The sequence below is a fragment of the Mesobacillus stamsii genome (assembly GCF_030814065.1).
Taxonomy (GTDB): domain Bacteria; phylum Bacillota; class Bacilli; order Bacillales; family Cytobacillaceae; genus Mesobacillus; species Mesobacillus stamsii.
This window is the reverse complement of the sequence record NZ_JAUSUN010000002.1, coordinates 216108-228811: the sequence shown is the minus strand read 5'-3', so window position 1 is coordinate 228811 and position 12704 is coordinate 216108. Positions and strand designations below refer to the sequence as shown.

Sequence of the window (12704 nt, the reverse complement as noted above, 5' to 3'; positions counted from 1 at the left end):
TGCGGACAGGAAACAGGTCACCAATCAAGATAATGAATTAATTGATCGAATTATCAAAGAATATATTGTTGTGTTTTAACGATTATGTTACTATAAATTCAATAGGTTATGCAAACGTTATCAAAAAAATTGCATTGAATAAAACAGTGGTTTTAAAGCTTTAATACGCAGTTTATTAAGTTCGATATGGATGTAAAAGCTTGTTTGAGTGAGTTTTAAGCACTGAATTTATGCAAACGAATTCATTAGCAAGATAACGAACATTTATAATGTGGGGATTGGAAAAATGAAATGCAATAAGCTTTATCGGTGTTGCTTCTGCAGGTTTAGCTACTAGAGTACTAATGTCTGGATGTTCATCTAGCAGTAAGGGGCATCAAGAAAGTAACGGTTGTTTGTCATTCAATACAATCTAGAGTTCAAGACTTGGTTTGAAGACTTGTTTAGCAATTCGAAAAGGAAAATCTGCCGTAAAAATCAATGATAAACTGGTGGCGGTAATGACTAGGTTGCATCAGTTAAAGCATCATTTTCTTCAGGGGACGTAGGCGAATCATCTGAGGTTGAACAATACAGAGATTACCTTGCAGATATGTCAGAAACAAAAGCAGTACAGGCGGCTCTTGAAGGGACTTTACATTAAAAAAAACATCGGTCCTTAGAAACGTTTAGCAAACGTTTGCATTGCACCTTATTTTAACCATGATGGTGTAGAAGGATTCAATGCGGAATCACAGCAAAGAATGGAAAAGAATGTTAGACATGCAAGCTGAGTATTCTGGACAGCCTGAATTAAGGCTGGACTATTGTGCACAGGTTGAATAAAAAAGATGCATTGGTGCAGCGGGGTAATTGGACATAAGCTCTATCAATGACATTGGTCCAGAATTTGCTGAAAAGAATATGGTATCCTGCCAATTCCTGCTGAAGGAGTTGAAGGCAAACTTTCTGAAGGTGTCCCACTAGGTTGTAAACAAGAAGAGTGATGAAAAAGTAGTTGAAAGTATTTAGGTTTTGGCAGTAGTCTATCGATCCTCTTATATCATGGAGCAATGACTGAGAGTTCAAATCCATTGGATGAGCAGCAAAACTAGATGGTGCTAATAAGTTTCAAATCTTCTTTTATTTGTTTGGAATAAATTAGAAGGATGAAAAAAGATATGTCTATCACAATTAAGGATGTTGCCAAAAAAGCTGGGGTCGCGCCTTCCACTGTTTCCCGCGTTATTTCTGATAGTTCTACCATTAGTGAGGAAACAAAAAAGAAGGTTCGGAAAGTAATGGATGAGCTTGGGTACCATCTTAATCTGAATGCGAGGATCCTTGTTCAGAAATCATCACAAACCATTGGGATTGTGATGAAGAACTCGACAAGTGCATCACTTCTTAACCCGGTTTTCCCTGAATTTTTAAATGGAATCAGTGATTATTGTAGTAAGCAAGATTTTAGCATCTGTCTTACGTCCGGAGCGTCAGAAGAAGAAATTTTTCAAGATACGGTAAAAATCGTAAGAGGCAAAAAAGTGGATGGAATGATTGTCATGTATTCCAAAAAGGATGACAAAGTGGTTCCTTACTTATTGGAGTCCGGAATTCCTTTTGTGGTCATTGGGAAACCTGCATATGAAACAAACAGAATCATGTATGTAGACAACGATAATGTTCTTGCAGCCAAGGAAGCGACAGACTATTTATTAAGCCTGGGTCATAAGAGGATCGGCTTTATTTCTGGAGACCCTAGATTTGAAGTATCAAAATCACGTTTCAATGGTTACAGGGAATCATTAAATGAAAATAACATAGACATGAAAGGGGGGTATGTGAAAAATTTCCTAATTGATCAAAGTGAGCAAGGAAAACAAGTTGTAAGAGAATTAATGAGTTTGCCGGTACCACCTACAGCTTTACTTGTTACGGATGACAGCCATGCCTTATTTGTATTGTTAGTCCTAAGAGAGATGAAATTAAAAGTACCAGAGGACGTCAGTATTTTAGCTTTTAATAATACCGTAATGTCCAAGCTAGCAAGCCCCCCTTTAACATCAGTGAATATACAAACTTACCATTTGGGGAATGAAGCAGCCAGAGGCCTGATCGAATTAATCAAACACCCGGATATGGTTAAAAAGAGTGTCATTATCCCTACAACCATAGAGGAACGGGAATCATGTTTAGCCTATACGGAAAAGAATGAGCCTGATTAGTTAATAGGCAGTTGGATCGAACCTAAAATACTAATAATCTATTTTCGGGATTGGAGACAATTAAAATGAATGTACTAGTATGGAATGAAAATCGTCATGAACAAACAAATCCAGTTGTCACAGCTAATTACCCAAACGGAATACATGGTACTATCGCTGAATTTTTACAAGAAGAACAAGTACAAGTGAAAACAGCCACTCTTGATGACTTTGAACATGGTTTGACAGAAGATGTATTAAACGAAACGGATGTACTCGTCTGGTGGGGCCATAAAGCTCATGGTGAAGTGAAGGATGATATTGTCGAGAGAGTACAAAAGAGAGTTTTGGAAGGAATGGGTCTGGTGGTCCTTCATTCAGGCCATTTTTCAAAGATTTTTAAAAAGTTAATGGGTACAACCTGTGATCTTAAGTGGCGCGAAGCTGGCGAAAAAGAGCGGATCTGGGTTGTTGATCCGACACACCCAATAGCTGAAGGCGTAGGACAATTTTTTGAGCTGGAGCAAGAGGAAATGTACGGAGAGCATTTTGATATTCCTACTCCGGACGAGCTTGTTTTTGTTAGCTGGTTTGAAGGCGGAGAAGTTTTTCGCAGCGGCTGCACGTTTAAACGTGGGAAAGGAAAAATCTTTTACTTTAGGCCTGGACACGAAACGTATAAAACTTATTATAACGCCGATGTACAGCGTGTAATTAAAAATGGGGTTCAGTGGGCAAAGCCTAGCGAGACTGCGACTCATGAATATGGAAATGCACAGCCCTTAGAAAAAATCTCAGAAAAAAACTAAAGGGGGAATATGACTATGAAAAAATGGAAAGCAGCAGTTATTGGTTGTGGAAGTATTGCAAGACATCGTCATTTAGTAGAATATGCAGCACATCCTGAAGTGGAAATCACTGCAGTTTGTGACATTGTGGAAGAACGCGCCAATGAAATGGCTGAGAAATACAATGCAAAGGCCTATACGAACTATGAAGAGTTACTTGCAAAGGAAGACATTGATGTTGTAAGTGTTTGTTTGCCTAATGTCCTTCATGCACCTGTATCCATTGCAGCCTTAAATGCAGGATGCCATGTTTTATGTGAAAAGCCGATGGCTACTTCTAGAGAAGAAGCGGAACAAATGATTGAGGCTTCCCACAAAAATAACAAAAAACTGATGATTGCCCATAATCAGCGATTCGTTCCATCTCATGCCAAAGCTAAAAAGTTGATTGAAACAGGTGAAATTGGAAGAGTCTTCAGCTTTAGAACGACTTTTGGCCATGGTGGACCAGAAAATTGGAGTGTGGAAGGAAGGGACAGCTGGTTCTTTAAAAAGGAAAAAGCATTTATAGGTGCAATGGGAGATTTGGGCATCCATAAAGCAGATCTTCTCCGCTACTTATTAGGTGAAGATTTCGATGAAGTCGCCAGCTTTGTTGAAACAACTCGCGAGGGTATAGATGTCGATGATAATGCTGTCTTTATTTTAAAAACAGCAAGCGGAGTTGTCGGCACTTTAGCTGCAAGCTGGTCCTACACAGCGGCAGAAGATAACTCAACCATTATTTATGGAGAAAAAGCCATCCTCCGTCTTGAAGATAATCCTGATTATTCATTAATAGTTCAATACAAAAATGGAGAAGTGGTTCGTTACGCATTAGGAAAAATCCAGTCTAATGAATCGGGCGGCCAGAAAAATACACACGTAATTGAAAATTTCATCCAATCAATCAAAAATGATACAGAGCCTCCGATCAGCAGCGAAGAAGGCAAGAAGTCATTAGAAGTCATTTTAGCGGCTATCGAAGCAAATGCCTCTAAACGAACTGTGAAGGTGCAGGCATGACAAAATAAAGAATGTGGGCGGAGGCAGATATATCCCTGCATTTTTACACAAAATCAATAATTCGATTTATTAAAGCAGTAATTAGATGCGTCAAGTGATAGCGCATTTTAGAAATTCCATCACATGATGAATGGAGGACGAGAACCTTGAAGCTAGGCGTTTTTACCGTTTTATTTTCAGGAAAAACATTTGATGAGATGCTGGATCATGTCCACGATTCAGGTTTAAAGGCAGTGGAAATCGGAACAGGAGGCTATCCTGGCAACTCTCATTGCAATTTGGATGAATTACTGGCGAGCGAGGAAAAGCGCATGGAATACTTAGATAAAGTGACTTCCCGCGGTTTAACGATCAGTGCATTCAGCTGCCATGGAAATCCAATTTCTCCGGATAAGCAGTTTGCTCAAGAATCACACGATACTTTTATCAAAACAGTGAAGCTGGCATCCTTACTTCATGTACCAGTCGTGAATACTTTTTCAGGGATACCAGGCGATAAGGAAGATGCAAAATATCCAAACTGGCCTGTAACCCCTTGGCCAAACGAGTATTCTGACTTGTTAAAGTGGCAATGGGAAGAAAAACTGATTCCTTATTGGAAAGAACAAGGCCAATTTGCAAAAGATCATGGTGTTAAAATTGGTTTAGAGCTTCATGCAGGATTCTTGGTCCACACGCCTTATACGATGCTTAAATTAAGAGAAGCTACTTGTGATGCTATCGGTGCCAATCTCGATCCAAGTCATTTGTGGTGGCAGGGAATTGACCCGGTTGCTGCGATAAAAATACTGGGCAAGGCCAACGCTATTCATCATTTCCATGCTAAAGACACTTACATCGACCAGGATAACGTAAATATGTATGGATTAACGGATATGCAGCCTTATTCCAGTGTCCAAAGCCGTGCATGGACTTTCCGGTCGGTCGGCTATGGCCACAGCATCCAGGAATGGTCTAATATCGTAAGTGCATTGAGAACATATGGCTACGATCATGTAATCAGTATTGAACATGAAGATCCCATTATGTCAATTGACGAAGGCTTCAATCAGGCTGTTAAAAATCTAAAAAACGTAATCATAGAAGAAGCCGCGTCAGATATTTGGTGGTCATAGTCACTGTTGCAATTAATAACATGAACCTCTAAACCCCGTTAAGGACTCCTTAACGGGGTTATTTCATAATATCAGAATTTATATGTTGACCCTTTTTGTGAAGTCGCAACACAAACCATTTTTAGCTTTAGAAGAAGCTAGCCCATATCATTCTAAACGACAAAAAAATAGGCTAGCCTAGGTCCTATTTATCCCAATGGCAGCCCTTTTCACTAACCTTATAACAAACTGAACAAAAAACCGATCACGACAATTGCCCCAATGATCATTAGAATAGTTCTTACCACAAAACATCCCCTCTATTGTAATATGCTTAAATACTATGACTATATTTGAAAAGATTCGATAGTCTCGATCAGATGCTTGCGCCACATCCGTGTAAAATAGAAGCTTCCTTTGTTACCAATTTTATCAGCTGTGCCCAATTAGGTTCTACATCGATACCTTTCATAATTATTTTAAAGTCGTATTTGGTTTTATAGTTAACGAGAAGGATACAAGTTTGGACAAAGAGGTTGCCTCACATGCCTCTTTACGGCTGTAAAGGTAAGTAGTCCCATCCAATTTGCTGGCGGTTTGATAAATTTTAAGCATTTTCTTCGAATCATTAGATTAGAGGAGATAATCTATTTCATTTATAATGAACTCCTTTTAAAAAGTATTTAAGTAAGTTAGTTGATTATGATTTAAGGTCACCAATGAGTCGTATTGGTTACCAAAAAAACGAGAAACCGGGGGAAAATCGGTTGCTATCGGAAAGGTTTGAGCGAAGCGAGGAGGAGGCTCACCTGACGCCCCGCGGAAAGCGAGTGTCTGGAGTGGAAATCGATTATTACCCAAAACCAAAAAAGGATCGGGCGGTTATTGCCCGGTTTTTTTAAAAGAATAAGAAAGATTTCTTTGAAAATTGTCCAACTTCGGCTCCAGCGTCTTGCCCCTCGAGACGCTTCGATCCTGCCAAATGAAGTCAAAGATGTATTGAGATAAAAAATGGAAACAGTTTTACTTCTTGCTCGCATAAGGGTATCTTTCGGCATGAAAGATGCCCTTATAGAGGTAAAAATGCTTGCATAAGGGTATCTTTCGGCATTTGGATGCAGTTTAGATACTAGTTCCAGTTTTTTTCATCCGTTCCAATCAACAGCCCGTTAATCAGCAAAACCAAAAAAGGACCAGGCGCAGTTTGCCCGGTGTTTCTTATTTTCTTTTGAACGGTTGAGAAAAGGACATGGGGACGGTTGGACGGTTCTCGACGCTCATCAAGCCCATTGGTGACCAAAAAACTCGATTTTACAGAAAACCGGTCACCAATCCAGCCTATTGGTGACCGGCTGACACAAGGGGACATCAGTCCGAAAAGAGTATCAAAGATAACTTCAAAACAACAATTTTTGCTACTCCATACTTTCTACAAATTTTTAAAAGAGAATGAAAGTATAAAGAAATGGAAAGGAGAGAAGGAAATGATGATGGGACCTGGATATGGTTACTTTGGAGGCTTCGGGATGGGAGGTGGATCCCTGATGATGATAATAGTTTTCCTGGCAGTTGGCTATCTGCTGTATCTGGCTTTCAACCAGAATAGGAGGAGTGAACAAACGCTTCCACTCCAGTCGATGAACAATCAAGCAATGGACCTTGCCAAGGGTAGATTGGCAAGAGGAGAAATCACTGTCGAAGAATTTGAAAAAATGAAAGCAAATCTTTTATAAATAAAAAAATGGGAGTGTTTACTATGATGAAAAAGACTATTATTACTGGCGCATTAGCTGCAGCCCTTATTGCAGCAGGAGGTACAGGATTGTATATGGCATCCGCGAAGGAAAATGCAGTGAATCCTGCTGAATTTATGAAGGAGCAGGGCATTGATTTTAAAAATATGGCAAACTTCATGGGTGATGGCAATTTTGGAAATATGCAGGAGTTCATGGGGGAGCAAGGAATTACTGTCGATGAGATAAATCAAATGAGGAAATCAGGAGATTTTGAGGATATGCAAAAATTCATGGATGATCAGAATATCAACTTTGGACAAATGCAGCCATATATGCAGGAAATGCATCCTGATTTGAGTACGAAAGACCTGGAGGATATGTATAAAGGGATGCATGGCACAGGTGGCGCATCTAACAGCCAGAATTTCCAGGGTATGGGGAACACGGGCTTATAAAATCTAACTGAGCCGGTTTTCCGGCCGTTAACACCCGAATTCAGGAGGAATGCAACAATGTTTACGCTGTTGATCTTGGCAATAGGTTTTTACCTTTACAAAACAGGCGATTTACAAAAGTTCTTTGGAAAAATGGATACTCAAGTTCCAGAGAATAACTCAGCCAGACAAATCATTGATTTGAGGTATGCTGAAGGCAAAATTACCGAAGAAGAATACGGTAAACTGAGAAATCTCATTTAAGACGAATGCTGGCTTCAGCCAGATTAGGGATAGTTCATGAACGACAAAAAACGGCTCACCTCCCTGCATGGAGATGAGCCTGTAATGCTTGGCATTCTTATCGGACTTTTATTCGTCCGCTTCCTCGCTTTGCCTGTTCGTCTGTTCCGGCAGCGTATCCCAGAAGCTAGTATCCATTGTTTCGATAGAGTCGTCTGCAATGGCTCTGACGGTTGCATCCAAAGTGGTAATGGTCTGCTTGATTAGATAGCCATTGCTTTTCTGGCCTAGCGCATATGGCTCATAATAATGATCGGACATGCCGCGCATTTCGAATAATAGGGTTGAAATGTCATAGCGCACAGCCGCTCCGTTTCGGCCAATGTTTTCTCCGGTACCTCCGCGATATTTGCCTATGTGGCCCCAACCAGTATCCTCAAGTGCGTTGTATACGACTGCACCAAGTTTCTTGGAGCCTTCAAGCACCTCTGGCTTTACGTTTTCGTTTGTAGGATAAAGAATCGATCCAGAGACAAGCTCGCCTTCTGTTTCACTTAAGGTGCCTTGGTGATGAAGGTCAATCATGTAATCGATGTTGTATTTGGCAAAAACATTTTCATGAAGCGCGCGTGCTTCTGGCTCCATCTCGTTCGTTTTTTTATCATGTTCGCGGTTGAGGTCAATCTTGTTCGCGTTGTAACGAGTCAGGTGACGGTCGCCATCAGCAAGATAGTCTTCAAGAGAGAAGTCGACATCGCCCATCGCTCCGTCAGCGTTTAACATGGGAATCACAAGAATGTTGACATGATCCAGTACTCCGCTTGTTTTACCAGTGCCTAAGTGTTTGATGAACTCAAGTGCACCCTCGGTGGTCAACTGCTCGTTTCCGTGCTGCTGCGTCAGAAACAAGATCGTTGGGTTTTCTGGATTCGAAATATATTTTGCCATGTGAATATCGCGGCCTTTGACTGTCTGGCCAATTACTTCAAGTTCCATTGCCTCCTGCTTGGCATCCTGAGTCTTCAGGTAATCTACCAACCCCCCATATGTATGCAAAATCGATGTTTGAAGGGATCCATGACCGGTACTTGGACCATTTCCGACTGCTTCTGCAGGCAGTGCCACCGCTGTCACCGCACCTAATGCGATCACGCTTGATAAAGATACGGATAAAACCTTCTTCTTCCATGCCATTGTCATTCCTCCTATAAAACTAGATTCACCTATACTTTACAGAATATTAGAAAAATAATCGATAGAGTAAGATGCCTATTTTATCGACAAATTAGCAACACGAAATAAGCAGTTTGAATAGGTTTATTTTTCAGGAATTTGGATTATATAGGGAAAAAGTAATGATTGAGACATAGGGACGGTTAATAAATCTTCGTTTGATGGCATATTTAGTTTCAATTCTAATATACTTGGATTGGTGGGTGGTTCTCGAAAGATAGCACGAAAACAAAACAGATTCCTTTTTGTTCCAGTAAAAATGTCCCATCTGGCTTCCACTGTGCTATAATGAATAACAAAGAAGAGAATAAATTTATAGTAATACACCTTACATCTTTCGGAATTGGCTCCAGCCTTATTTGCTCGATTGGTTAAGGTGTTTTTTCTTTGTTCGGGAAAAAATAGAACGAGAAGGGAATTAGTATGAAAAAAACAGCGATTATTTATTGTGAAGGAAATTTTGGGTCAATGGATGGAAAGACAGCAAATGGTTTGATTCGAAACTCTAAAAAATATCTGATTGTCGGTGTTATTGACAGTACGAAGGCAAATTTGGATTCAGGTGAATTTCTCGAAGGAGAAAAAAATAACATACCGATTTATGCAAGCCTTGAAAATGTGATGGAAACGGTGACTCCATTACCTGAGCAGTTTATTTATGGAATTGCACCTGCTAATGCCGTTTTAAAAGAAGAGGAAAGAAAGATCTTCTTAAAAGCAATGGAAAATGGCATGGATATCATTAATCCCCTGCAAGAATTTCTCACCGAAGATGAAGAGTTTGCTAAGCATGCTCGTCAGTACGGCGTTGCCATCCACGATATTCGAAAGCCCCTCCCTAATAAAGATTTACATATTTTCTCCGGACGAATTTTAGATATGCCAACCCCGATAATTGCGATTCTCGGGACCGATAGTGCCGTTGGCAAGCGAACAACTTGTGTCATTCTGGAGGCTGCTTTGGAGGCGAAAGGGTACCATGTTTCATTTGTGGCAACCGGCCAGACTGGGATCATTCAAGGGGCAAAATACGGTGTTGCGGTCGATGCCATGCCACTGCAATTTATGATCGGGGAACTTGAAAATGAAATCATGAAAGCTTACGAAAATGATCGTCCTGATCTGATTATCGTCGAAGGCCAGGGAGCCTTGAGTCATCCTGGGTATGTGAGTTCTTGCGGAATTTTAAGAGGCTCAAGACCGGACGCGGTCATTGTTCAACATCCTCCTAAACGTCAGCAACTAGGAGATTTTGACTTTATGAAAATGCCAACCTTAGAAAGTGAGATTGACTTAATTGAGCGATTTTCGGATACAAAAGTGATTGCCGTTACCCTTAACCATGAAAATATGACTGATTCAGAAGTTGATAAGGTGATAGATAACTATGAAGAACAACTGAACATACCGGCTACGGATGTTCTCCTACACGGCTGTGACAAACTGATAACAAGCATCCTTGAGACATTCCCAGCATTGGAGAAAAGAACAAATCAATTGGAGGAAGTGCACATCAATTGATTGATTTTATGTCGTCAAGGGTGGAAATTGATCTAGTGAAACTTGGGAACAATGTCGAAGTCCTATTGAATTTATTTGGCAAAAAAAAGATTGGAATTATGGGTGTTACGAAAAGTGTTTGTGGGATTCCTGAGATTGCTGAGGTTCTTGTAAATAAGGGACTTCGAATTCTGGCTGACTCCAAAATAGACAATCTGAAAAATATGCGTGATGCAAATATAAAGGCGGAATATATTTTATTAAAAACTCCATCGTTAAGCGAGGTGGACCTCGTGATAAAAAATGCGGATATCAGTTTTAATACGGAGATAGCTGTAATAAAATGTCTTTCTGCTGCTGCCATTAAAAATGAATGCCCACATAAAATCATTCTGATGGTGGACATGGGCGATCTGAGGGAAGGGATCCTTCCTGCAGATCTCGATCGTTTTATCGAGGAGGTACTGCCACTTCCTAAAATAACCATTGTTGGAATTGGAGCAAATTTTGCTTGTCTTGGCGGAGTGAAACCAACTGATAGTAAGATGCGTACATTATCCTTCCTGGCTGAACATATTGAGGAGAAATTTAAGATCCCCCTTACCTATATATCAGGAGGAAATTCAGCCAATTATAACTGGTTCATGGCTAATGATGACGTCGGTAACATCAATAATTTACGAATAGGGGAAGCTATTTTTCTCGGCCGTGAAACACTTGGTCGAACAGAAATCCCCGGTTTATTCACGGATGTGTTTACCTTCGTTGCTGAGGTCATCGAATCTAAGTGGAAAGCCTCTTTGCCTGATGGGGAAAGGGGTCAAAATGCGTTTGGAGATTCGCCGCAATTTCTGGATCGTGGCCAAATTAGGAGGGTCATCCTCGGGGTGGGTTGTCAAGATGTCTTAGTTTCCGGCCTAACACCAAGAATAGATATTGAAATTCTCGGCTCAAGCAGTGATCATACCATCATTGATGCTAAAAAAACAGAGTTAAAAGTCGGCGATGAAGTAGCCTTTGACATAAATTATGGAGCACTACTATCGGCTATGACATCACCATATGTTGAAAAGAAATTTTTGAGACATCGGGACGGTTGGACGGCTCCTGTCCTAAAAGGGGAGGTGGAACCGTGCCGAATAACTTCTGACTAAAAATCGGCGATGATGGCGAGATCTGTAACCACATAGACTCCCGGATCAACTTCTTTTCGTTTCAATTCTTGATTATCTGCGATTTCTTTCTTTATGAATGGAGCGATGAAAATGAAATTTAAAGTTTATGATAATGCTCATGACTTTGAGAGAAAAATAGAGCCGTATTTATTGGAAAAGGAAGATGTATTCAGTCTTTTTTACGGTGTACTGCAAGCTATTAAGGGAAATTGGATAGGAAAGGATTTCAGACTCTGTTCATCTCGGTTTTGATAAAGGCGAATAATTTGGGTTTTAACTAATCAATAAGACATGGCAACGGTTCCCATAGAAGATACCTGTTGTGACGAAATATCCTGGAAGACGGAGGAATTCTTGGTCTTTTGGGAAGTTGAAATAGTTAGTTGGCGGTCGGGTTGTTTGGCTAATGTTGATTTTCCCTGTCTGGAAGCTTTGGACAATTTCGGTTGCAAAAACCAGGGCGGAACGAATTCTGTCCTGGTTTTTATGGGAGGGTGCCTGTTAAAATAGCGATCTACTCCCCATTAATTAGTGATAAATTCCCTGGATTGACTGTATTTTCTCTGTAAATTCACGAGCGGTTTTTTTAACCGAGCTATAATCACCAGTTACTCTGTTTTTTGTTAATGCACTGCCAATTCCAACAGCGAATGCTCCATTAGTAATCCACTTTTCGACATTGTCAATGCTTACTCCGCCAGAGGGCATTAGCTGTACGTGAGGGAGGGGTCCTTTTATATCTTTCATAAAGGATGGTCCTAAATGTCCTCCGGGGAAAAGTTTGATGACGTCTACTCCATAAGACACCGCTTTCAATATCTCGGTTATCGTGGCGCAGCCAGGTAGATAAGGAGTGGAATATCGGTTGCATAGTAAAGCGATGTCTTTATCAAAATGGGGGCTCACAATAAATTGGGCTCCGTTCATTATAGCAATACTAGCAGTGATGGCATCAAGCACTGTACCTGCTCCAACAATCATATTCGGGTTTCCATCAGCCACCAGTTCTGCAATCACTTTTTCAGCTCCCGGAGTAGTAAAGGTTATTTCCAGTGAACGAATACCGCCATTAAATGAGTGTTTTGCAATTTGATAGGCATCTTCGCTACTTTCCCCGCGTATAACAGCAATCGCATAGCCTTCATTCAGTTTCCTTAGCACGTCCAATTTTTTCAACAACATGACGAATCACCACTTATCCTCATTATTTCCCTAGTAATCATATAATCTATTCTTATGCATTACCGAAACCT

The 12704-nt window shown here is 40.4% G+C and carries 11 protein-coding genes; 9 read left to right on the top strand and 2 right to left on the bottom strand.

Translation table 11 applies throughout. From position 1 onward, the window contains the following. The first annotated feature begins 1148 nt into the window (after positions 1-1148). The 7 genes from J2S25_RS02560 to J2S25_RS02530 all read left to right on the top strand — a co-directional run bounded on the left by J2S25_RS02560 (position 1149) and on the right by J2S25_RS02530 (position 7564). Complete coding sequence (locus J2S25_RS02560; RefSeq protein ID WP_307191172.1) at positions 1149-2204, top strand: LacI family DNA-binding transcriptional regulator; 1056 nt, start codon at positions 1149-1151, stop codon at positions 2202-2204. 65 nt (positions 2205-2269) lie between these two features. Continuing rightward, positions 2270-2992 (top strand): ThuA domain-containing protein, encoded by a 723-nt coding sequence (locus tag J2S25_RS02555; RefSeq protein WP_307191171.1) that lies wholly within the window; start codon positions 2270-2272, stop codon positions 2990-2992. Positions 2993-3007: 15 nt separating this feature from the next. Next, positions 3008-4036 (top strand): Gfo/Idh/MocA family protein, encoded by a 1029-nt coding sequence (locus J2S25_RS02550; protein ID WP_307191170.1) that lies wholly within the window; start codon positions 3008-3010, stop codon positions 4034-4036. A 146-nt stretch (positions 4037-4182) separates the two neighbouring features. Next, on the top strand, positions 4183-5151 hold the full coding sequence (locus tag J2S25_RS02545) for a sugar phosphate isomerase/epimerase family protein (protein ID WP_307191169.1): 969 nt from the start codon (positions 4183-4185) through the stop codon (positions 5149-5151). 1238 nt (positions 5152-6389) lie between these two features. After that, the gene (locus tag J2S25_RS02540; RefSeq protein WP_241768438.1) at positions 6390-6863 is read left to right on the top strand and encodes an SHOCT domain-containing protein; all 474 of its coding nucleotides are present in this window, start codon (positions 6390-6392) and stop codon (positions 6861-6863) included. A gap of 23 nt (positions 6864-6886) precedes the next feature. Further along, positions 6887-7321 (top strand): hypothetical protein, encoded by a 435-nt coding sequence (locus J2S25_RS02535; RefSeq protein ID WP_307191168.1) that lies wholly within the window; start codon positions 6887-6889, stop codon positions 7319-7321. Between the two features lie 57 nt (positions 7322-7378). Next, the gene (locus tag J2S25_RS02530) at positions 7379-7564 is read left to right on the top strand and encodes an SHOCT domain-containing protein (RefSeq protein ID WP_307191167.1); all 186 of its coding nucleotides are present in this window, start codon (positions 7379-7381) and stop codon (positions 7562-7564) included. A 108-nt stretch (positions 7565-7672) separates the two neighbouring features. Here the strand turns inward: J2S25_RS02530 and J2S25_RS02525 are convergent, their stop codons facing one another. After that, positions 7673-8737 carry a M14 family zinc carboxypeptidase gene (locus tag J2S25_RS02525; protein ID WP_044394082.1) on the bottom strand — a complete coding sequence of 355 codons (1065 nt, stop codon included), beginning with the start codon at positions 8735-8737 and terminating at the stop codon, positions 7673-7675. A 462-nt stretch (positions 8738-9199) separates the two neighbouring features. On the opposite strand from J2S25_RS02525, the gene J2S25_RS02520 reads away from it, so the two are divergent. Both J2S25_RS02520 and J2S25_RS02515 read left to right on the top strand, forming a co-directional pair. Further along, on the top strand, positions 9200-10297 hold the full coding sequence (locus tag J2S25_RS02520; protein ID WP_044394084.1) for an N-acetyltransferase DgcN family protein: 1098 nt from the start codon (positions 9200-9202) through the stop codon (positions 10295-10297). Then, positions 10294-11430 (top strand): alanine/ornithine racemase family PLP-dependent enzyme, encoded by a 1137-nt coding sequence (locus J2S25_RS02515; RefSeq protein ID WP_307191166.1) that lies wholly within the window; start codon positions 10294-10296, stop codon positions 11428-11430. The genes J2S25_RS02520 and J2S25_RS02515 overlap by 4 nt, the downstream gene beginning before the upstream one ends. Before the next feature lie 549 nt (positions 11431-11979). On the opposite strand, the gene J2S25_RS02510 is transcribed toward J2S25_RS02515, so the two are convergent. Further along, positions 11980-12627: a bifunctional 2-keto-4-hydroxyglutarate aldolase/2-keto-3-deoxy-6-phosphogluconate aldolase gene (locus J2S25_RS02510; RefSeq protein ID WP_307191180.1), complete on the bottom strand. Its 648-nt coding sequence runs from the start codon at positions 12625-12627 to the stop codon at positions 11980-11982. Between the last annotated feature and the right edge of the window lie 77 nt (positions 12628-12704).

Excerpts from the sequence above, each read along its gene's own strand:
- J2S25_RS02530 (WP_307191167.1), top strand. The coding sequence starts at position 7,379 with ATGTTTACGCTGTTGATCTTGGCAATAGGTTTTTACCTTTACAAAACA.
- J2S25_RS02535 (WP_307191168.1), top strand. The coding sequence starts at position 6,887 with ATGATGAAAAAGACTATTATTACTGGCGCATTAGCTGCAGCCCTTATT.
- J2S25_RS02520 (WP_044394084.1), top strand. The coding sequence starts at position 9,200 with ATGAAAAAAACAGCGATTATTTATTGTGAAGGAAATTTTGGGTCAATG.
- J2S25_RS02560 (WP_307191172.1), top strand. The coding sequence starts at position 1,149 with ATGAAAAAAGATATGTCTATCACAATTAAGGATGTTGCCAAAAAAGCT.
- J2S25_RS02555 (WP_307191171.1), top strand. The coding sequence starts at position 2,270 with ATGAATGTACTAGTATGGAATGAAAATCGTCATGAACAAACAAATCCA.
- J2S25_RS02550 (WP_307191170.1), top strand. The coding sequence starts at position 3,008 with ATGAAAAAATGGAAAGCAGCAGTTATTGGTTGTGGAAGTATTGCAAGA.
- J2S25_RS02525 (WP_044394082.1), bottom strand. The coding sequence starts at position 8,737 with ATGGCATGGAAGAAGAAGGTTTTATCCGTATCTTTATCAAGCGTGATC.